This is a genomic window from Streptomyces sp. NPDC001157 (assembly GCF_053598255.1).
This window is the reverse complement of sequence record NZ_JBSFJW010000002.1, coordinates 128,088-149,085: the sequence shown is the minus strand read 5'-3', so window position 1 is coordinate 149,085 and position 20,998 is coordinate 128,088. Positions and strand designations below refer to the sequence as shown.

Here is a 20,998-nt window from a genome sequence, read left to right as displayed (position 1 = left end):
CAGCCCGCGACGCCCTGTAAGGGATTTGGCAACACACGATACGGTGGTGCTTCTGGCATATGCCACAGTCTTCACGGAGTGGTCATGCGGTGCGAATGGCGTACGTCGCAGGCCGGTCAAGTCGTAGGCAGCGTACGCGATTTGAAGGGTTGTTGAGAATTTCCGGTGCGCGTTCAGTCGCACGTTCGACGGCTACTTGTTCTATGGCTCATCGAGTGACGCAGGTCACACGAAATCGCAAGCGCTTCCACGTAATGCAAACGGCTCCTGCGGGGTCGTACAAGCACACCGGAAATCCGGCCGACCTCCGACCGCAGTGGAGACCGACCATGGACCTGACCCTCGAGCAGCCCGCCCGCGGCCGTCTGATCACCGCCGACGAGCGGGAGCTCCCGGTTCCCGCCACGCTGCGCTATGCCGCCACGGACCCGCTCGCCGTGCACCTCGACTTTCCGCCCGAGGTCTCCCTGGACGGCACAGGGGTCACCTGGACCTTCGGCCGCGCCCTGCTGGAAGAGGGGCTGCGCGGTCCCGCCGGCAGCGGTGACGTGCACATCTGGCCGTGCGGACAGGCCCGTACCGTCATGGAGCTGCACTCTCCCTACGGCCTGGCCCTGCTCCAGTTCGACACCGCCGCCCTGCGCCGGTTCCTGCTGCGCACCTACGCCGTGGTGGCGGCCGGGCAGGAGGACATCGGTGCGGCCGTCGAGGAGGGGCTGAACTCGCTGTTCGGCAATGTCTGAGGGCCGGTCCGCGGGGCGTCAGCGCAGTGCGGCCTCGCCCGTGCGGACGGCGCGCAGGGCGCGCTCGACGCTCTGCTGGTTCTCGCCGACCGGGGCCACGTAGTCGAGGACGTCACGTGCGGCGTCCTCACCGAGCGTTCGGGTGATGACCCAGGTGGCGAGATACTGCGAGGCCAGACAGCCGCCTGCGGTGGCGATGTTCCCCTCGGCATGGAACGGCGCGTCGAGCACGGTGACTCCGCAGGCTTCGACGAAGGGCCGGCTCTTCCGGTCCGTGCAGGCAGGCATGGAACGCAGCAGCCCGAGCCGGGCGAGTACGAGCGCGCCCGAACACTGCGCACCGATGAGCTGACGGGCGGGGTCGAGCGGCAGCCGGGAGATCATCCGGTCGTCGGCGACCACGTCCCGTGTCTTCACCCCGCTGCCGATCAGCACGACATCGGCTTCGGTCACGAACTCCATGGGGCGCTGCCCGGTCACCTCGACCCCGTTCATGGAGGTGATCACCGGCGTCGGCGTCGTGATGAACGCCTCCAGGCCGTCCTTCCGGCACCGGTTGATCAGCGCCGAGGCGATGAAGCTGTCGAGCTCGTTGAATCCGTCAAAGGTGACCACGGCGACCTGCATGGCATCTCCTCGAAGCACGGCACCAGGGGTGGCAGTTTCCCAGCGGTGCCGTGCCCGGGTCGCGGGCCAATCGGCGAGCGGTGGCCCGCATAGAGGTGCACGAGGTCAGTAGCGCAGGACTCCCGCGATCCCGTGAGCGTCGCCCAGCATCCCGTCCGGAACGAAGCGGACGTCCGCGCCCGTCTCCAGGCACTGTTCGACGATCTCGTCCACGATGTCCTCGCGGGAGTCCAGGTCGCCGTTCTCGGCCGGGATCAGGTGACCGCCGAGGACGTCGCGCACGGTCACGCGGTAGTTCTCCTCGACCGCGAGCAGCCGTACGCGGCCCTCGCGGGCGTTCTGCCAGACCTCGTCGACACCGGCGGCGAACGCCTTGCGGCCACGGGCCGTTTCGAGCTCCCGGGCCACGGCATCGGTGCTTCTGCGGGCCTCGGCGGCGACCTTCGGCCGTACCGCCTGCCACACGGCGTCGGGAGTGCCGTGCGCGAGACCGCCGTGCGGCACGTGCACCGCCTCCTTGGTGACGCTGCCGACCTCGTCCATGGCGGACAGGGCCGCCTGCTCGCCCGTGACGTACAGCGGCCGCGGCTGCTCGCGCAGGACCATGCCCATCGCGGCGTCGGCCTCCCGCAGGAAGTGGCGGGTGTCCTCGTCGCGGAAGGTGCTCGGCAGGTCGCCGATCCGCTCCTGCCGCTCGGCGTCGAAGTTCACCGGGCGCCTGGTCATGGGGAATCCGCCGGCCCGGTCCTCCGTGACGCGGTCGGTGCCGCCGCTCCACAGGGTGACCCGGTCGGAGGAGACCGACAGCACCCAGAACGGCTGTTCGGCTGCGTGTGCGGAGACAAGGTTGCGGGTCAGGAAGGTGTCCGAGAGCACCACCCGCTCCGGCACCGTGCGGGCGAGCGACCACACCTGGTGCTCGCCCGGGGCGGCGAAGATCACCAGGCCGTCCTCGGCATGCGCCAGATCCACCTCCTGGAGGGCCTGGTCGAGCTGACGGACCACGTCGGAGCGCCGTTCGCGGGTCACCGCGGGATCGGACTCCAGTTGCTTCTTGGCCTCGGCCACCACATTGCGCAGCCGGACCGGATCCTGGGCGTTTTCGGGCTCCCGGCGGTGTGTGGGCGTCAGCACCGACACGGCCGGATAGGCGCGCGGGCGCCGGAGCTCGGACAGGGTTGAGGGACTCAGGTCGTGCTCCATACCAAGCACCATAGGGCCGTTTCCCTCAAAGGGCATTAGGGGCAGCCGTACTGGGCAATCAGGACAATTTCGGCTCCCGGTCTATCGCTGCTCGCCGTTCGGTTCGATCACCGCGATGTTGCCCTGGGCCACGGCGCACAGAGTCCGCGCCCCGGCGGCGTCGATCGTGATCAGGTCGCAGCGGGTGACGACACGGGTGCGGCCGGCCCGGACCACCTGGGCGTGCGCGCGCAGGATCTCGCCCGTGGCTGGGCGCAGATAGTCGATGGTGAATCCGGACGTGATCAGCCCTGCCCCCACCACGGTCGCGGCGGCGAGCGTCAGTGTGTTGTCCGCCGCGTAGGAGAGCACCCCGCCGTGCACGAAGCCGTACTGCTGGAGCAGCTCCTCGCGGATGTCGAGCTCGAGGGTCGCCTCGCCGTCCCCGAACGCCGTCACCCGGGCGCCCAGCAGCCTGCTGAAGGGCTGCTCGGCGAGGCCCTGGCGGGCCAGATCCAGATCCATCGTCCTGCTCGTCTCCTCAGCTCACTTCACCAGTGAAGTGAGAGTGGCGCGGACTCGTGCAGTCTGTCAACATCGGCCCATGTCCGAGCCTGATCAGCGTCTTTACTTCCTGCTGCAGCGGGCGGCGCACCAGCTGCGCACGACGGTCGACCGCCGCTGCCTGGCGGCTGCCGGCGTCAGCACCGCCCAGCTCGGCGCGCTGTTCGCCGTGCAGGACCAGCCCGGGCTCACCCAGCAGGAGTTGGCCCGCATCCTCGGGCTGCGGGAATCCGCGGTCACGGCACTCGTCGGACGGCTCACCGCGGCGGGTCTCCTGCTCAAGCAGGCGCATCCGCGGGAACACCGGGCCGTGAGGCTGGAGTTGACCGAGGCCGGCGCCGCCGCCCTGCGCGCCGGACAGCCGGAGGTCGACCGCCTGAACGCGGAACTGCGCGCGCTGCTCGGGGACGACGGCTTCGTACGGACGGCGGGGGCGCTGCGGCAGCTCGCCTCCTGGGAGGCCTGACACCTCAGGTGGTCGGGGTCTCGTCGCCCTCCGGACCGCACGAGCTGCCGGTCGGGGGCAGGGTGCCGTAGAGCAGGAAGTCGTCGACCTTGCCGTGCACACACTTGGAGGACGCGTAACCGGTGTGGCCCTCGCCCTTGTTGTCGAGCACCACGGCCGAGGACCCCAGCCGCTTCGCCGTCTCTTCGGTCCAGCGGTACGGCGTCGCCGGATCGCCGCGGGTGCCGACGAGCAGCATCTTCGAGGTGTGCAGGTCGCGCACCCGGTCGCGGATGAAGTCGGTGCCCTTGGGGCGGCCGTAGCACATCAGCAGCTCGGTGAGGCGGTAGCGGCCGAAGACCGGGGAGGCCTGCTCGTACTCTGCGCGCAGCCGGCCGAGCTCCTTCACGATCCGGTCGGCGCCGGGGCGATCGGGATCGTCCGCGCAGTTGATCGCCATCAGCGCCGCCGGAAGGTTGTCCAGCGGGACGTCGTTCTCGTCGACCAGGCCGCCCCCGGCGTGCTGCCGGAAGGGAAGCGCGGCCCCGCCGGACGAGAAGCCCAGCACACCGCGGGCGTCGCCGTCCTCGACCAGCTCGGCGATCGCGCGCTCCAGCGACGGCCACAGATCCTTGCTGTAGAGCGCCTGGCCGATCGCCCCCACGAGATCCTGCCCGGTGAACTCCTGGCCGAAGTCCGTCGGCAACGGGTCCTTGTCGAGGGAGCCGACGAGATGGACGACCTGATCACGGGCGTCGCGCGGGTCCTGGCCGAAGGGGCAGGCGATGTCCTTGGTGCACCAGCTGATGAAGTCGTCCAGGGCCGTCTGCTGGCCCTCGGCTCCCGCCACTCCCTGCTCGGACATCGGTTCGGTCAGCGTGTCCACTCCGTCGAGGACCAACCGCCCGACCTTCTTGGGGAATTGGGCGGCGTAGACGGCGCCGAGCCGGGTTCCGTAGGAGAAGCCGAGATAGTTGAGCTTCTTGTCACCGAGTACCGCGCGCATCACGTCCATGTCGCGTGCGGCGTTGACCGTGCCGATGTGGGGGAGTACCGGCCCCGAGTGCTTTGCGCACTGGGTGGCCGCCTTCTGCAACTGCCGCAGCACGGCCCGCGGATCGTTGCTCTCCGCGATCTCGTCGGCCGCGGCGGCGGCCTCGTCGGAGCCGTCTCCGCAGCTGACCGGTGAGGACCTGCCGACGCCGCGCGGGTCGAAGGTCACCACGTCGTAGCCGTTCGTGAGCCTCATGAAGTCGTCGCCGCCGGACGCGAGTTCGCTGACTCCTCCGGCGCCGGGGCCGCCGAAGTTCAGCAGCACGGAACCCCGCTTTTCGCCCGTCGCCCGGTAGCGGGCGAGGGCCAGGTCGAGCGTGCCCGCCCTGGGTCTGGCGTAGTCGAGGGGGACGGTGACCTTGGCGCACTGGAGGTCCTTGGGCATGTCGTCGCCCTGGCATCCGGACCAGGTGATCTTCTGCCCGTAGAACCGCGACAGATCGGGCCCGGTACCGTCCGAGGCCGTCGTGGGCGGCCCTGCGGCCAGCAGGGCCAGGCCTACGGCTCCGGTGACGGCGAAGCGTCGGGCAGCGGGCCGCGTTGACAGCTTGACCAGCATCAATGCCTCCCGGGGCGCCCGCCGGGGACCGGGAGAACGGCGCCCTCGATCACGATAAGCGGATGCCGCAGGGCGCGCCTCCGGGCGAGCGGGAGCACACGGGATGCCCTACCCTCCTCTCCTTCGCCTCGGGTACGGCGGTCCTGCTGCCGGGTGGACAGCGGCGCCACTCGATGGGGTGAAAGGTGAATAAGCCATAACTCGGACGGTTCTTGGGCGTTTTATCCGGTGCGGGCGAGTGCCCGCTTCACCGGCGCGGGTATGTGCCCGCGGCCATGTCTGGAAGGCAGGGAACCTATGAGAAGGGTTGCCCGAAACGGTGTGATCGCCGTCGCCGCTGCCTCGGGAGCGATGGCTTTGACGGTTCCGGCGTACGCCGCAGCCGCGGCGGACGGCGCGACCGCCGGCTCGGCCGGTACGGCCTCCGGCAACACCGCCCAGCTCCCGGTCCACGCCCCGGCGAACGTGTGCGGGAACACCGCGAACGCGACGGGAGTCCTCAACCCGGCCGCCGGCAGCAGCTGCAGCAACAAGGGCGCGGTCAGCAAGCGTGCTGCCGACGGCAGCGCAGCACACGGCAGTGGTGAGGACTCGCCGGGCGTGGCCTCCGGCGACACCCTCCAGCTCCCCGTCCACGTCCCGGTCAATGCCGACGGGAACACGGGGAACGTGGTCGCCGCCGACGACGAGGCCACCGACGACGAGGCCACGAACGACTCCGGCGCCTGCTCCTGCAGCAAGCCGGAGCCGAAGCCGAGCGTCCCGGCGAAGGTGCAACCGAAGCCTGTGAAGGTCCCGGTGAAGGTGCCTCCGAAGCCTGCGGCGGTCCCGCCCAAGGCGCATCCGCGGTCGGTGCCCGTTCTGCACGCCGTCCCACGCAAGGCGCCGGCCTCCCTGGCCCACACCGGCACCGACCAGACACTGCCCGCCGCAGTGGCGAGCGTCGCGCTGGTGCTCGGCGGAGTCGCCATCCGTCGGCGCTTCCGCCCAGGGCCGGTGCGCTGAGCTCGCTCGGCAACGGCTCAAACCCACCGTGACGCGCCCCGCAAGATCCGCAAGGATGCTGCGGGGCGTGGTCGATCACCGCGCCCCCTCGTCCGCCGTCACACCACGGAATGGAGCGCACGTATGACCTCCGCTGCACTCGAACACCTCGTCGTCACCCAGGCCGGACCCGACGACTGGCCGGTGATCAGCGGATGGGCCGCGGACGAGGGATGGAACCCGGGAGCGGCCGACGAAGCGGCGTTCTTCGCGCAGGACCCCGACGGCTTCTTCCTCGGCCGCATCGACGGCGAACCGGTGTCCGCGATCTCCGTCGTCAACTACGGCCCCGACTACGCCTTCCTCGGCTGCTACCTCGTCCGGCCCGACCTGCGCGGCCGCGGCCACGGCCTGACCACCTGGAAGACCGCGCTGTCGCATGCGGGCAGCCGCACCATCGGTCTCGACGGGGTGGTGGCCCAGCAGGACAACTACCGCCGCTCCGGCTTCGAACTCGCCCACCGCACCGTCCGGTTCACCGGCACCGCGCCGGCGGCCGAGACCCCGGCCGGCGTGCACCATGTGCAGGAGACCGACGTCCCCGACCTCACCGCCTACGACAGCGCCTGCTACCCGGCCGACCGCCCCCGCTTCCTGGCCCACTGGCTCACCGGCACCGGACACCGCGCCCTCCTCCGCCGCACCGGCGACCGGATCACCGGCTACGGTGTGATCCGTCCCGCCCACGACTCGCTCCGCATCGGCCCGCTCTTCGCCGACACCCCCGAGGACGCACAGGCCCTGTTCACCGCTCTGACCGCCGAGGCGGCCGGCAGCGAGGTCGCCGTGGATGTTCCCGAGACGAACGCGCCGGGCATCGCCCTGGCCGAACGGGCGGGCTTCACCCCCTCCTTCGAGACGGCCCGCATGTACACGGGCCCGGTCCGCCCCTACGCCCAGGATCGCGTCTTCGGCGTCACGACTCTGGAACTGGGCTAACGCGCCACCGCCGTGAGCAGCACCATCCCCGAGTCCCCGTAGTCCGGCAGGGTGGGGTCGGCGTCGATGTGGTGGACTGACAGGTCACGGGTCATGGGGGTGAACACCCTGGTGACGATTTCCGGGTCCACCGGGCAGCCCGGCCAGCGGGACACGGGCCCGATGCGGTAGGTGGGCATGTTCTCCATGAAGGCCGCCACCAGGTGCCCGCCGGGGACCACGCAGCGGACGAAGGCACGGCAGAAGTCCGTGAACTCCGCGTAGTCCTCGGTGGCGCCCTCGGCGACGAAGTGCATGGATGCCAGCTCGTACCCGGCGGGCTCCAGCTCCCTGACGTCCGCGTGGACGACGTTGACGTGCGCGAGCGCCGCGGCCAGCGTCGCCGGCAGGTCCGGGTTGAGGCGTCGGCACAGCGCGTGGAACGGCAGCCAGCTGGCATCCGGGCCGCACTGGATCTGGCGCTCCAGGTAGGCGATGTTGCCCGCGCCCGCGTCGACGGCCTCGATCCGGCGGCTCGCCGCGGCCGCGAGGATCAGGGGATACAGATTGGGTCCGGCCCCGAACTCCACCGAGCGCCCGACGGAGCCGGGCGCGAAGCGGCGGTAGAACGCCGAGTGGTGGGTGATGACCGCCGCGTCGGAGGGGTGTAGGTCGCGGTAGTTCTCCGCGAGGTAGTCCGCGACCGGCCAACGGTCCCAGTCGACGTCGTCGTTGTGCGTCTTCATGGCCGTCTCAGACCTTCGCCCTCAGCGGGAACCGCGCGGCCAGCCGGGTCAGGGTGCCGTTCAGTCGCTCGATGTCGTCGTCCGAGTTCAGTGCCGTGATCTGGATCCGGAAGCCCACCCGGTCCCGCGGCACCAGCGGATAGGCCGCCAGCGTCACATAGATGCCCTCCTCCCACAGGAACGCCCCGACCGCGTCGAGGTCGTCCGCGTTCGCCAGCGGGATCTCGATGATCGGCAGACGGTCCCCGTTCAGCGTCCTGACGTCCAGCCCGTCCAGATGATCCAGCACCCGCGTGGTCCTGCGGTACAGCTCGGCGCGCAGCACGTCCCCACGGCGCTCGTTGACCTCCAGCCCGGCCAGCGCCGTGGCCAGGGAGGCCGTCGGGGAGGGACCCGAGTACAGATAGGGCCCCGCGGCCGTCTTGAGCCGGTTCTTCAGCTCGGTGGGCAGCGCGAGGAAGGCGAGCAGCGACGAGTACGCCTTCGAGAAACCGGCGGCCAGGACGATCCCGTCGTACGACTCGCCGGTGTGCCGCACCACGCCGTTGCCACGCGAGCCGTAGGGACAGAGCTCGTCGGGTCCGCGCTCCCCGATCACCCCGAAGCCGTGCGCGTCGTCCACATAGAGCGTCGCGCCCGCGGCGCGGCAGACCGCGGCCAGCGTGGGCAGGTCGGGGATGTTGCCGGTCATGCTGTTCACGCCGTCCAGGCACACCAGCCGCGGCAGGCCCGCGGGCACCGAGGCCAGCAGGGTCTCCAGTTCGTCGGGGCGACCGGCGTGGAAGCGGTGCAGGGTGGCGCCCTGGCCGCGGGCCACCACGCAGCCGTCGTACACCGTCCTGTGCGCCGTCGCCTCCACGAACACATGGCCGCCCTCGGCCAGCACCGGGATCGCCGAGGCGTGGATCAGTGTCAGTGTGGGCAGCAGCAGCGTGTCCGACGCGCCCAGCAGATCCGCGAGCCGAGTCTCGATCTCCGGGTACAGACGGGGGCTGCCCAGCAGCCGCGACCAGCTGGGGTGGGTGCCCCAGCGCCGCAGGAGGGGCTCCACGGACTCGATGATCTCCGGGTCCCAGTCGAAGCCGAGGTAGTTGCAGGAGGCGAAGTCGACCAGCCAGTGGCCGCGGCTGCGGATGTGCCGGCCCCTCACCTCGTCCAGCACCGCGTCGCTCATCGGGCTGGTCCGCCGCAGGTGCTCGAGGTCCGCCCACAGCGCCGCCCGCCGCTCCCGGGGCGCGGGTCGCGCCGCCGGTACGGCCACCGCCTTGGGGGCGCTGTTGCCCGGCACGTAGCAGCGTCCCTCGCTCTCCCGCAGCACGCGCTCGCTCTGCTCCACCGTCATCGGCTTGGCGAACAGATAGCCCTGCCCGAACCGGCACCCCATACCGGCCAGCAGGTCGCGCTGCGCCGCGTCCTCGATTCCCTCGGCGATCACCTGCAGGCCCAGGGTGTCGGCGATCCGCACGATGCCCTCGACGAGCGCGACCTGCTGCGCGTCGCGCGCGATGTCGTCGATGAACGTCTTGTCGATCTTCAGCGCGTCGATGGGGAAGTCCCGCAGATAGCGCAGCGAGGAGAAGCCCGTCCCGAAGTCGTCGACCGCGATGTGCACGCCCAGTTCCTTCAGGGAGCGCAGTATCGACTGGATCTGGGTGTCGCGGCGCAGCAGCACCGTCTCAGTCAGCTCCAGTTGCAGCGAACCGGGCGCGAGGCCGGGCGTTTGCAGCGCCTGGCCGACCTGCTCCAGGAACCCCACGTCGCGGAACTGGCGGGCGGACACGTTCACACTGACGTACGGCGGGCTCACGGGGCCGGGCAGTTGCTGCAGTCCCACGATGTCGCTGACGGCGTTCTCCAGGACCCACGCCCCCAGCACGCCGATGTGCCCGGTCTCCTCGGCCAGCGAGATGAACTGCTCCGGTGTGACGGGCTGGTGCGGTGCCTTCGGCCAGCGCACCAGCGCCTCGAAGCCGACGACCTCGCCCGCGGAGATGTCCACGACCGGCTGGTACCGCAGGGCGAACTCGTGTCCGGCGACCGCCTGGGCGAGTCGGCTCTGCAGGTCGTGCCGTTCGACCATGCGGGTGTGCAGCAGCGGCTGGAAGCGCCGCCACTGCCGCTTGCCGGCCGACTTCGCCGCATACAGTGCGAGGTCGGCGTGGCTGAGCAGCTCCTCCGCGTCCGTGCTGTCGCGGGCCGTGGCCACCCCCACGCTGGCGGAGACCGTCACCGACTCGTCAGCGAGGGTGAACGGCCTGGTCAGCGTCTGGATCACCTGGGCCGCCAGCAGCTCCGCGTCCAGCGGTGCACGGGCGTCCTCCATCAGGACGGCGAACTCGTCGCCGCCCAGCCGGGCCGCGGTGTCGGTGCGGCGCAGCGTCTTGGACAGGCGGTCGCCGACGGCGATCAGCAGATGGTCGCCCGCCGAGTGCCCGAGCGTGTCGTTGACCAGCTTGAAGTCGTCCAGGTCGATGAAGAGCAGACAGGTCATCGACGACTCTCGGCGGCCGCGCAGCAGCGCGCGTTCGATCCGCTCGAGCAGCAGGGTGCGGTTGGGCAGGCCGGTCAGCGAGTCGTGGAAGGCCCGCTGGGTCAGCTCGTGCGCCAGCCGGCGCTGCTCGGTCACATCGCGCAGGGTGACGACGAGTCCGGCCACGGTCCGCTCGTCCCGGAAGTCGCTGCACCGCACCTCCACCTCGACGCGCCCGGCCCGGTGGCGCACCCACCAGTGGTCGTGGGTGGCCCGCGGCCCGGTGTCCCGGACGGCTGTGAGTTCCCGCGCCGCACGGTGCCGGTCCCGTGGGTCGACCAGATCCGGCAGCGATTCGCCGACCACGTCGTTGGTGCCGAAGACGGTCGCCGCCGAGGGGCTGGCGTACCGGATGGTGTTGTCGTCCTCGACGATGAGGATGACGTCCGAGGTGTTGCGCACCAGTGTGCGGAAGTACGCCTCGCTCTCCCGGCGGATGATCTCCTGGCGCAGGGCGATGCGCTCCATGGCCAGCCCCGCGTGCGAGGCCAGGATCTCCATCGACCCCCGCGTCTCGGCGAGCGCCTCGGCCGGCCCGGCGACCAGCAGGACGCCCGGGACGTCTCCGTACGGGCGGTCGGGCGGGATCATCAGGCACACCAGGACGGTCGCCGCGCCGTCCAGCTCGGCGCCGGTGTCCGCACCCAGTTCGTGGGCGTGCACGATCTGCGCGTGATACGCGGCCAGATCCGGCGCGCGTTCGGCGGGCAGCAGCAGGGTCCGGTGGCCGACCATGGTGCCCAGGAGCCGGTCGACGGCGGATTCGCAGGACCGCGCGACCTCCTGCTGCCGGACCGCCGAGACCAGCGAGGCGGCCGCCTTGCGCAACGCCAGTTCCCGCGTCACCGCCTTGCGGTGGGCCACCACCATCCCCGCCAGCCGCAGGATCACCAGCAGGAAGAGGAAGCCGGAGAACGCGGCGATCACGGCCGCGTCGTGCGCCGAGCGCGTCAGCCCCTCGTACAGCAGGATTCCCGGCGCGATGAGCGTGACCAGGGCCAGCATCACCAGCCGCCGCGGCGGCGGCAGCAGGGAGCCCTGCTGGGGCAGGGCGGCGGTGAGCTGCACCATGTCCGGGTGCAGCGCGGCCTGGCCCCAGGCGGTGTAGAAGACGATCCAGCCGGAATCCAGCACGGTGCCCGCCTGCCAGCTCTCGTTGAGCTGCAGGATCCCGTAGAGGATGTCGAAGCCGAGCAGCGTCACCGTGCCGACGACCAGGTACTGCACCGACCGGTTGTGCCGGTCGACCGGATTCGGTGCCAACAGCCGTGCCAGCAGGGCCAGGACCAGGACGTCGCCGAGGGGGTAGGCAATGCTGATGGCCCGCTGCTGCCACGTCAGCCCCTGCACCATGGTCAGCGGCTGCACCAGGTACACCCACACGGGCAGCGCCAGACCCGCGGTGATGATCAGCGCGTCGAGCAGGCTCGGCAGGTCGTGGCCCGCCCACCGGTACCGGACCAGACCGGACAGTCCGACGGCGAAGAGCGGATACGTGCTCAGGTACAAGGCGTCGGAGGGGGAGGGGAACGGGTTGGAGGCGTGGAAGTACTCCTCCACGACGTTGTAGTAGGTGTCGCCCGCGATGAAGGTGAGCAGCGCGGCGGCGAGCACCCACCAGGGCCAGCGGTGGGCGGGCCGGTTGACCTGGCTGCCGATGAGCACGGCGGCGGTGCCGGAGAGGCCGATGACGGCCCACACCGGGGCGCGCGCGGCGGGCACCGTCAGGTACACGGCCGTGGCGGCGGCCACAAGCGCTATATGTGCGGCCATCAGCCGCTTTGCCGGCAGCAAGGCAAGCGCCTCCCCCCGTTGGAGGAGACCGGGCCGTCCACCTGGTCTGGTCGTCCTGGCCTTCTAGATCGTAGGCACTGCGGCCGGACCACTGCATCTCGGGAGGGGGCCGCGACCGTCAGGGGCTGCGGCCGTGGAAGCGGCGGTGCAGCGCCCGCACCACGAGGAGCAGGACCTCCTCAGCCCGGACCGCGCCGAGAACGGCTACCGCGACTACGGCGAGCCCGCGGTCCAGGACGTCCAGCAGATCCGCGGGCTGCTGGACTCCGGCCTGACCACGGAGATGATCCGGGCGATCCTGCCCTACCTGTCGGGCCCGGACGAGGTCCTGCTGTCCGCCGACCGCCTGACCCCCGAGACAGCCGCGCTCCTGCACGCCCACCTCGACCGCATCCAGGCCCGTATCGACTGCCTGGCCCGCACCCGCGACCGACTGAGCGCGTATCTGGCGGCGGTACGGCCGGAGGGCCGCCCGTAAAGGTGTTGCCCGGGCCGTCCCCGGATGCTGGAGTGAGCACATGGATCATGCCGGGGTGCTCGCCCTCTACGACCGTGACATGCGCGAAGGCGCCCAGCCCGACGGCCCCGACGCCCGCGTCGAGCGGGTCGGCAGCGTCGTCCGCCATGTCTCCTCGGCCCGCGGCTGGAACGGCGTCGTCTGGTCGGACCTGGACGAGACGGACGCCGCCGAGGCGATCGCCGAGCAGATCGCTTACTTCTCCGGGCTCGGCCGTGAGTTCGAGTGGAAGCTGTACGGGCACGACCGGCCGGTGGATCTGGGACAGCGGCTCGCGGCCGCCGGATTCGAGCCCGAGCCCGAGGAGACACTGATGATCGCAGAGGTGGCCGACCTCGACCTCGACGCCGAGCCGCCGGAGGGCATCCGTCTGCTGCCGGTCACCGACGCGGCGGGCGTCGACCACTTGGCGGACGTGCACGAGAAGGCCTTCGGCACCGACGGCTCCCGCCTACGCCACCAACTGCTGGCCCGGCTGTCCGGGGACCCGGACACGGTCGTCGCCACCGTCGCCCTCGCCGGCGACGAGCCGGTGAGCGCGGCCCGCATGGAGCTGGTGCCCGGCACCCGGTTCGCCGGACTGTGGGGCGGCGGCACCGTCGAGGCCTGGCGCGGCCGCGGCATCTACCGCGCCCTGGTCGCCCACCGGGCCCGCGCCGCCGCGCAGCGCGGCTACCGCTACCTCCAGGTGGACGCCTCCAGCCAGAGCCGCCCCATCCTCGAACGACTGGGATTCGAGCCCCTCACCACCACGACGCCGTACACCTTCGTGCCGTAGCCGCAACGCCCGGCAGCGATCTGCGCGGCCGCACCCGCGCCGGGATGTCACATCCGCGGCCCTCCGAACCGTCGCACGGTCATGACGACGAACCAGAAGAACCAGAGCATCCTTCTCGCCGGAGCCAGCGGCATCCTCGGCGGTCACATCACCCGCGCCCTGACCGAGGCCGGCCACAAGGTCACCGGACTCGGCCGGGGACCTGCGAACGGCGTCCGGGCCGACCTCATGGACCGCGACGCGCTGCTGCGCGCCGTCGAGGGACGGCACTTCGACACCGTCATCCACGCCGCGACGGCCCTGCGCAAGGCGCCTATGCGTCACCGCGACATGCATGCCACCGACGCGCTGCGCATCGCCGGCACCGCCCACCTCGTCGAGGCAGCGCAGGCCACCGGCGCCGAGCGCTTCGTGAGCGAGTCGATGGTCTTCGGCTACGGCTACGGGGACTTCGGCGAGCACGTGATCACCGAGGACGACCCGTTCGGCCCGCGCGGCACCTCGGCGGAGCTGGAACGGCACGTCGAGGGCATGCGCATCAAGGAACAGCTCACCTTCGAGGCAACCGGGCTGGCGGGCATCTCGCTCCGCTTCGGCCTGTTCTACGGCCCTGGCGGCACCGACGCCATCCTGCCCATGCTGCGCAAGCGGCAGCTGCCCGCCCCCGACGACCACGGCCGGGTTCTGCCGTGGGTCGAGCTCACCGACGCGGCGCGCGCGGTGGCCGCCGCCGTCGAACACGGCAGGCCCGGCCAGGCCTACAACATCGCGGACCGCACCCCGCTCGGGTTCCGGGCCCATGTCCTGTGCGTGGCCGAGCAGTTCGGCCTGCCCAAGCCGATGACGGTGCCGCGGTGGTTCACGAAGCCGATGCCGTACGCGCACACGATCTTCCTCACCAGCATGCGCGTGTCGTCGGCGAAGGCGGAGCAGGAACTGGGCTGGACGCCCCGTTACCCGTCCAGCCGCGAAGGGCTCGCCGCATTGGCGGCTCGACGTTGAATTTCCAACTGGGGCCGTTCGGACCGTTGTCCAGGGCCGAACGGCCCTGCCTCACGGGCTGCTCCGGCTGGAAACCTCGTGAGAGGAAACAGCCGCCCCGGGGACAGCCTCCCGATGTGCCCGACTCTCCCGCTGAGGGTGCTCGGTCGAGGCGGCAGGCCCGCCGGCTGCCGAGGGGAGCCGCGTCGGCGGGCCTGACTCCGGGCCTCCCGCTGCCCGGCACGCTACTCGGCCGGGAGGGGATGCGGAACGCACGATTCGGCTGCTTTCCGCGAGCAGCCGAGCAGCCGAGCAGCCGAGCAGCCGAGCCGCCGAGCAGCACCGACCGCACCCGGGCGAGGCGCGCGCGACCCCGCCCGGGCTCGAAACGGTCGATGTGTCACCGCGGTTGTCGTGTCAGCGGCGCGCCCTCGACCGATCCAGAGCGGCGACGCCGAGCGCGGCGAGGCCGATCTGGATGAGCCACTCGATCCAGTCGACGCCCTTGGTGTCGGCCACGTCGAAGGCATTGGCGATCGCCGATCCGATCAGCGCGGCGACGATGCCGACGAGGATCGTCAGCACGATGCCGATGTGCTGCCGCCCCGGGACGACCAGCCGGCCGAGCACACCGATGATGATGCCGATCACGATGGCACTGATGATGCCTGAGATCTCCATCTCCGCCCCTCTTTGTCAAGGCCCCCGCACTATCCGGATGCCCCCTGCCGCGGGGGACAGTCCGTTCCGTTTCAACCACGGGTCAACGCCGGGTCAATCTCCGGTGCGAGGGATCGGGTGACGCCTGTTCAGCACCCCTGTTGCCATGTACGGTTCAACCGATCGGCCGCGCGCCAGTCGTACGGCCACATGTCTACGCGCGCAGATGTCCCAGTGTCTACGCGCGTAGGTCCGGCCCCGCACCGACCGCTCTTCCCCAACCCCACACGGAGGTACGCCGGATGCTCGCAATCACCAGACCCCGCCGAAGACTTGCCACCGCCCTGGCCGCGTTCGGCCTGCTCACCGCGGCCGCGGCCGCCCAGGCCACCGTCATCGCCACGCCCGCCCACGCCGCCACCACGCACCGCATCCTGTTCGACGACGGCCACGCCGAGGAGGCCGGCAACGCCGACTGGATCATCTCCACCAGCAAGCCCGACCCGCTGAGCGAGGACTCCTCCCCGTCCGCCGAGACCGACTGGACGGGCGCGCTGTCGTCGTGGGGTGTCGCCCTGCAGAAGACCGGCAGCTACAGCCTCAAGACCGCCACCGGTGCCCTCACCTACGGCGGCTCGTCCTCCACCGACCTGTCGAACTTCGACACGCTCGTGCTGCCGGAGCCCAACACCCTCTTCACCACCGCCGAAAAGACGGCGATCATGAACTTCGTCAAGAACGGCGGCGGACTGTTCATGATCTCCGACCACACCGGAGCGGACCGCAACAACGACGGTGAGGACGCGGTCGAGATCCTCAACGACCTGATGACCAACAACAGCGTCGACTCGACCGACCCGTTCGGCTTCTCCATCGACTCGCTGAACATCAGCTCCGATCACCCCGCCGCCATCAGCGACAGCAGCAACCCGGTGCTGCACGGCTCCTTCGGCACCGTCACCAAGAGCCTCATCGCCAACGGCACCACCGCCACCCTCAAGCCCTCGGACAACTCCTCCGTCAAGGGCCTGCTCTACCGCACGGGTTACTCCGGCAATACCGGCGCGTTCTTCCTCACCAGCACCTTTGGCAGCGGACGGGTCGCCTTCTGGGGCGACAGCTCGCCGATCGACGACGGCACCGGCCAGTCGGGCAACACTCTCTACGACGGCTGGAACGACACCAGCGCCACCGACGCAGCCCTCGCCCTCAACGCCACCGCCTGGCTCGCCGGGGACGGCGGCAGCAGCGGGGGCGGCGGCGGTTCGGGCACCTGCACCGCCGCCCAGCTCCTCGGCAACAACGGCTTCGAGTCGGGCAACACCACCTGGAGCGCCTCCAGCGGTGTCATCACCAACTCCAGCAGCGAGTCGGCCCGTACGGGCTCGTACTACGCCTGGCTGGACGGCTACGGCACCGCCACCACCGACACGCTCTCCCAGTCGGTGACCATCCCGTCCGGCTGCACCACCGCCGCGTTGAGCTTCTACCTGCACGTCGACACGGCGGAGACCAGTACCAGCACGGCGTACGACACGCTCAAGGTCCAGGTGCTGGGCAGCTCCGGGACCGTGCTCGGCACCCTGGCGACCTACTCGAACCTGAACGCCGCCAGCGGCTACACCCAGCGCAGCTTCAGCCTGGCGAGCTATGCGGGCCAGACCGTCACCCTCAAGTTCACCGGCACCGAGGGCTCCACGCTGCAGACGTCCTTCGTGATCGACGACACGGCGCTCAACGTCAGCTGACGCCCGGGGGGCCCGGCTTCCCGGCCGGGCCCCGCACGGTCATCCGGCCGGGACCGTCCGCTCCGGCGTGTTCCACCCGGAGACCCGCACCCGCGGCACCGAACCGTGCAGATCCGCCGTCCGGTAGGTGGCGGTCAACGTGACCGTCTCGCCCGGCCAGAGCCCGACCTCGTTGTCGGACCACTCGACGGGCAGCACCGGATTTCCCTGCGCGTCGACGAGATGGACGTCGGTGAACAGGGCCGGCGTCTTCCCACTGCCGGTGTTGCGCAGGGTCACGGTCGTGGTCGCTGTTTCGCCCGACGCATCCGTCGAGGCCGTCGCCGACACCGGCACCTGCGCCATGGCACTGAGACCCTTGAGGTCGGCGTAGCTCGTCGTCGGCGTGTAGTACCAGTCGGTGTGGGCCCAGTCGAGGGTGTCGGGCCTGGCGGACAGCCAGTACACGTTCCTGCTGACCTCCTTGCCCGAGGAGTCGCTCAACGTCAGACGCACCAGATATGTGGCCGCGAGCCCGGTAACCGACGCGGGCAGGGTGAGTGCCGTGCTGTGCGCGCCGTCCCCGCTGACCTTCACGCCGGTGACGGTGCTGTCGTACTTCTGCGTCCCGTCGGGGTTGAACAGCGTGGCCCGGACGGTGAGCCCGGAGGCGGCCGAGTGCCGGTTGTCGACGACGACCACCGAGCGGTCGTCGTAGGAGTACTGGACGTGCAGTGGCTCGTTCGCCTTCTTCGCTCCGAAGTAGGCGCCGCCCTGGTCGAGGTAACGGTCCATCAGCTGCCAGTGCAGCGAGGTCCAGCCGCTGTTGAACATCCAGTACACGACCCCGGTCGACGGCTTCGAGGAGTCGGTGGCGTTGCGCTCGTAAGCCTCGAACTGGGCGCGTACGTTCTCGTACTGGGCGAGCTGCGCCTTGCGGACGTAGTCGGCCAGGCTCGTCGGGGCGCCGTAACGGCCGGTGAGGGCGTTGTCGTAGAGCTTGAGGGTGCCGAAGGTCGACGACGGGGACCGGTGGTACTGCTTGGCGTTCGGGTCCTTCCAGAGGGTGTCGAGTTCGGCCGGGGTCATCATGCGTCGCAGGGTGTCGAGGGTGGGGATGTCGGGGCCCGCGCTGGTCTCGGAGTTGAAGCCGGTGGCGCCGCCCTCGCGTTTGGCGTACCAGTAGTTCGGCGGGATCCAGTCGTAGGGGCCGGTCATCTTCATGCCCGAACTGCCCAGCTGGGGCGAGGAGTTGGCGGAGGCCGCGGCGACCACCGGGACCGGCCAGTCGGCGGCCTTCAGGGCGTCGAGGTAGTTCTTCTCGATCGTCGCGTCCGGTGCGAAGTCGCTGCCGATGAGGAAGGAGATCACGCTCGGGTGGTCGCGCAGCCGGGCGGCCTCGGCGGCCATCGACGCCTTGGCGACCGGGTAGTCCGCGGCGGTCCACTTGTCGCCGGACTCGCCGCCGTTGACCTGGCCCTCCCACTTGTCGCAGCACTCCCAGCCGGGCAGCGTGAGGATGCCGTAGTGGTCGGCGAGGTCGAAGAACTCGTCCGGTTCCAGGTGCCCTTCGAGTCGGATGGCGTTCAGGCCGAGGTCGAGGGCGTACTTCAGCCGGTCCTCGACGTATGTCCGGTCCCAGCGCAGGAACTCGTCCGGCGACCAGCCGCCCCCCTTGATCAGCAGCCTGCGGCCGTTGACACGGTACCGGCGGGCGCCGTCGGAGTTCAGCGGTGCCTGCACGTCGCGAATGCCGAAGGTCTGCTGCGTGGTGTCCGAGACGGTGCCGGAGACGGACGCGGTGAGCCTCAGGTCGTACAGGGGTTGTCCGCCCATGCCGGCCGGCCACCACACTCTCGGTGAGGTCAGGTGGAGGCCGGGTACGTCGGACGGGGCGAAGCTGACGGTCCTCGTCTCGTGCGCGGCCAGCGTGAGGGTCTTCTCGAAGGTCGTGGTGCCGATGCTGCCGGAGACCGTGGTGGTCGCCGGTGCGCCGGAGTCGTTGCGGGCCTGCGCCTTCACCGTCAGATCGGCCGAGGCGAGCGAGGGCACGTCCAGCCTGGTGACCACGTGCGCGTCCCGCAGGGCGATCGGGCCGCCGCGGCGGACGAGGACGTCGCGCACGATGCCCATGTTCTCGTCGGGCGGCGGCTGGAGCCAGTCGATCCAGCCCATGGTCAGGTTCTTGTCCGGGTCGTTGGGCTGGATGCGGAACGCGACGGTGTTCGTGCCGGAGCCGACGAGCGAGGTGACGTCGAGTTCGTGGTGGGTGTAGGCGCCGGTGACGTCCTTCGCGGTGGCGACCTGGTGGCCGTTGACGTAGACGTCGGCCGCCGAGATCACCCCGCTGAAATCGAGGTAGGTGCGCTCGGAGGTGTCGGCGACTGTGAAGTCCGAGCGGTACCACCAGGGGACCTGGAAGTCGGACTTGGGGATCTTCTGCTGGTTCGTCGAGTGGAACGGGTCCGCGTACACGCCGTTCGCGAGCAGTCCGGCCAGGACCGTGGAGCGGGAGCCCGTCGGGTACCAGCCGCTTGCCGGGTAGCCGGGGGAGGAGATCTCGGCCGCCGGGTCGGAGACCTCGGCCGTCGACTGGATCCTGTAGCCCGTCAACGCGGTCGTGCTGCCCGGCGCGGACGACACGCGGGTGAGCCTGTCCGGCGGGGCGGCCCGCCGGGCGGGGGATCCGGCCCAGGCGCTGGTCGTCAGGGAACCCAACAGACCCAGGACCACGGCGGCCGTGGAGAGACGGTGTCTGTTCACGGAGTCTCCAGCCCCTTCGTAAAGTTAGGAAACTTTACTAACTGCGGTCACGCTAGGGGCGCCGAGTGGACCCTGTCAATCACCGTGGCCCGTATCGGAGTTGGTCAGGTCCCCGCCGTCCGGCGCTCGAACACCACGTCCCGCGCCGTTCCGAGTGCTGTGGCCACCGCGCCCAGCAGCACCGCGTCCTCGCCGAGCCGGCTGGGCACGACCTTCGGCCGCAGCGGGGTGAGCGACCGGAGGTGCTCGCGCACGGGGCGCAGCAGCAGGTCCACGCTGTGGCCCAGCCCGCCGCCCAGGACCACGAGATCCGGGTCGAGCACGGCCGCGGCCGCCGCCACGGTGTGCGCGATTCGTTCGCCCTCCAGCTGAACCGCCTTGACCGCGGCGTCGTTTCCCTGCCGGGCCGCGTCGAACACGGCCTTCGCGGTGAACTGCCCGCTCATCCCGAACCGGCGCGCCGCCTCCACCACGGCCACCCCCGACACCGCGTCCTCCAGCCGCTCCGGCTTCTGCCGCCCCGGCCAGGGCAGGAACCCGATCTCCCCGGCCAGTCCGTGCGCCCCCGTGAACAGCCGCCCCTCGCTGACCACGCCCATCCCGAGGCCGGTGCCGATCAGGATGTACGCGAACAGCCGGCTGCCCGCGCCGACGCCGTAGGTGTACTCGCCGAGCGCCGCCAGATTGGCGTCGTTGTGCACCTCCAGCGGAACGCCCAACTCCTCGCGCATCCGGTCGAAGAGCCCGGCGCGCCCCCAGCCCGGCAGGTGCATCGCATAGCGCACCCGGCGCTGCTGCTCGTCGTACACGCCCGGCGTGCCCACCACCGCGTGCACCACCTGGTCCGCTGCCACTCCCGAGCCGCCGACCACCTGACGGGCCGTCGCCACCACCAGGTCGGCCATCGTGCCCGAGCTGCGGGCCCGGTTGCGTACGTCCGAGCGGGCGACGACGGTGCCGTCGAGGTCGGCGACGGCGACCCGCAGCCAGCTGCGGCCGACGTCGATGCCGAGGGCGTAACCCGCCGCCGGGTCCGGCGCGTACAGCACGGCGGTGCGGCCGCGCTCCGGAGCCAGGGTGCCGACCTCGTGGACCAGTCCGGCCGTCTCCAGTGCGGCGAGCGCGCTGGAGACGGTCGGCTTGGACAGGCCCGTCTCCCGGGCCAGTTGGGCGCGCGAGGCGGCACCTTCGCTGCGCAGCCGGTCGAGCAGCAAGCGCTCGTTGGTGCTGCGCAGCCGCCGGCGGTTCCAGGGCTGTTCCTGCTGGTCTACGGCGTCACTGGCGGGCATCGCACCATTCTCACGTATCCGAGGGCCGTCCGATGGGGCCTCTTGACGCATCAAGTAAGGCTCCTTAACTTTATCGGC

The 20,998-nt window shown here is 70.7% G+C and carries 17 protein-coding genes; 8 read left to right on the top strand and 9 right to left on the bottom strand.

The window, feature by feature from the left end; translation table 11 throughout:
* Positions 1-329 precede the first annotated feature (329 nt).
* On the top strand, positions 330-743 hold the full coding sequence (locus ACWDAG_RS04395) for an SsgA family sporulation/cell division regulator (RefSeq protein WP_450694081.1): 414 nt from the start codon (positions 330-332) through the stop codon (positions 741-743).
* Positions 744-761: 18 nt separating this feature from the next.
* On the opposite strand, the gene ACWDAG_RS04390 is transcribed toward ACWDAG_RS04395, so the two are convergent.
* The 3 genes from ACWDAG_RS04390 to ACWDAG_RS04380 all read right to left on the bottom strand — a co-directional run bounded on the left by ACWDAG_RS04390 (position 762) and on the right by ACWDAG_RS04380 (position 3,077).
* Positions 762-1,370, bottom strand: a complete 609-nt coding sequence (locus ACWDAG_RS04390) for a DJ-1/PfpI family protein (RefSeq protein ID WP_450694080.1) — start codon at positions 1,368-1,370, stop codon at positions 762-764.
* A gap of 105 nt (positions 1,371-1,475) precedes the next feature.
* On the bottom strand, positions 1,476-2,573 hold the full coding sequence (locus ACWDAG_RS04385; RefSeq protein WP_450694079.1) for a baeRF3 domain-containing protein: 1,098 nt from the start codon (positions 2,571-2,573) through the stop codon (positions 1,476-1,478).
* Positions 2,574-2,654: 81 nt separating this feature from the next.
* A complete protein-coding gene (locus ACWDAG_RS04380; protein WP_450694078.1) occupies positions 2,655-3,077 on the bottom strand; it encodes a PaaI family thioesterase in 423 nt (140 codons plus the stop codon).
* 79 nt (positions 3,078-3,156) lie between these two features.
* Here ACWDAG_RS04380 and ACWDAG_RS04375 point away from each other — a divergent pair, with 79 nt between their 5' ends.
* Complete coding sequence (locus tag ACWDAG_RS04375) at positions 3,157-3,582, top strand: MarR family winged helix-turn-helix transcriptional regulator (protein ID WP_450694077.1); 426 nt, start codon at positions 3,157-3,159, stop codon at positions 3,580-3,582.
* Positions 3,583-3,586: 4 nt separating this feature from the next.
* Here the strand turns inward: ACWDAG_RS04375 and ACWDAG_RS04370 are convergent, their stop codons facing one another.
* A complete protein-coding gene (locus ACWDAG_RS04370; RefSeq protein WP_450694076.1) occupies positions 3,587-5,173 on the bottom strand; it encodes an alpha/beta hydrolase in 1,587 nt (528 codons plus the stop codon).
* A gap of 351 nt (positions 5,174-5,524) precedes the next feature.
* Between ACWDAG_RS04370 and ACWDAG_RS04365 the strand changes: the two genes are divergently transcribed.
* Both ACWDAG_RS04365 and ACWDAG_RS04360 read left to right on the top strand, forming a co-directional pair.
* Positions 5,525-6,178 (top strand): chaplin, encoded by a 654-nt coding sequence (locus ACWDAG_RS04365; RefSeq protein ID WP_450694075.1) that lies wholly within the window; start codon positions 5,525-5,527, stop codon positions 6,176-6,178.
* A gap of 123 nt (positions 6,179-6,301) precedes the next feature.
* A complete protein-coding gene (locus ACWDAG_RS04360) occupies positions 6,302-7,156 on the top strand; it encodes a GNAT family N-acetyltransferase (RefSeq protein ID WP_450694074.1) in 855 nt (284 codons plus the stop codon).
* On the opposite strand, the gene ACWDAG_RS04355 is transcribed toward ACWDAG_RS04360, so the two are convergent.
* Both ACWDAG_RS04355 and ACWDAG_RS04350 read right to left on the bottom strand, forming a co-directional pair.
* Entirely contained in the window at positions 7,153-7,881 is a 729-nt protein-coding gene (locus ACWDAG_RS04355) for a class I SAM-dependent methyltransferase (RefSeq protein ID WP_450694073.1), read from the bottom strand. The two genes, ACWDAG_RS04360 and ACWDAG_RS04355, sit on opposite strands and share 4 nt — an antisense overlap.
* Before the next feature lie 7 nt (positions 7,882-7,888).
* On the bottom strand, positions 7,889-12,184 hold the full coding sequence (locus tag ACWDAG_RS04350) for an aminotransferase class I/II-fold pyridoxal phosphate-dependent enzyme (protein WP_450694384.1): 4,296 nt from the start codon (positions 12,182-12,184) through the stop codon (positions 7,889-7,891).
* Positions 12,185-12,338: 154 nt separating this feature from the next.
* On the opposite strand from ACWDAG_RS04350, the gene ACWDAG_RS04345 reads away from it, so the two are divergent.
* The 3 genes from ACWDAG_RS04345 (at position 12,339) to ACWDAG_RS04335 (ending at position 14,502) form a co-directional block, all read left to right on the top strand.
* Positions 12,339-12,683, top strand: a complete 345-nt coding sequence (locus ACWDAG_RS04345; protein ID WP_450694072.1) for a MerR family transcriptional regulator — start codon at positions 12,339-12,341, stop codon at positions 12,681-12,683.
* Between the two features lie 40 nt (positions 12,684-12,723).
* A complete protein-coding gene (locus ACWDAG_RS04340) occupies positions 12,724-13,500 on the top strand; it encodes a GNAT family N-acetyltransferase (RefSeq protein ID WP_450694071.1) in 777 nt (258 codons plus the stop codon).
* Between the two features lie 81 nt (positions 13,501-13,581).
* Complete coding sequence (locus tag ACWDAG_RS04335) at positions 13,582-14,502, top strand: NAD-dependent epimerase/dehydratase family protein (protein ID WP_450694070.1); 921 nt, start codon at positions 13,582-13,584, stop codon at positions 14,500-14,502.
* A gap of 396 nt (positions 14,503-14,898) precedes the next feature.
* Here ACWDAG_RS04335 and ACWDAG_RS04330 read toward each other — a convergent pair whose 3' ends face one another.
* Positions 14,899-15,162 carry a GlsB/YeaQ/YmgE family stress response membrane protein gene (locus ACWDAG_RS04330; RefSeq protein ID WP_450694069.1) on the bottom strand — a complete coding sequence of 88 codons (264 nt, stop codon included), beginning with the start codon at positions 15,160-15,162 and terminating at the stop codon, positions 14,899-14,901.
* A gap of 281 nt (positions 15,163-15,443) precedes the next feature.
* Between ACWDAG_RS04330 and ACWDAG_RS04325 the strand changes: the two genes are divergently transcribed.
* Entirely contained in the window at positions 15,444-16,889 is a 1,446-nt protein-coding gene (locus tag ACWDAG_RS04325; protein WP_450694068.1) for a hydrolase, read from the top strand.
* Positions 16,890-16,928: 39 nt separating this feature from the next.
* Here ACWDAG_RS04325 and ACWDAG_RS04320 read toward each other — a convergent pair whose 3' ends face one another.
* A complete protein-coding gene (locus ACWDAG_RS04320; RefSeq protein ID WP_450694067.1) occupies positions 16,929-19,631 on the bottom strand; it encodes a glycosyl hydrolase 2 galactose-binding domain-containing protein in 2,703 nt (900 codons plus the stop codon).
* A 104-nt stretch (positions 19,632-19,735) separates the two neighbouring features.
* Positions 19,736-20,920 carry an ROK family protein gene (locus ACWDAG_RS04315; RefSeq protein WP_450694066.1) on the bottom strand — a complete coding sequence of 395 codons (1,185 nt, stop codon included), beginning with the start codon at positions 20,918-20,920 and terminating at the stop codon, positions 19,736-19,738.
* Between the last annotated feature and the right edge of the window lie 78 nt (positions 20,921-20,998).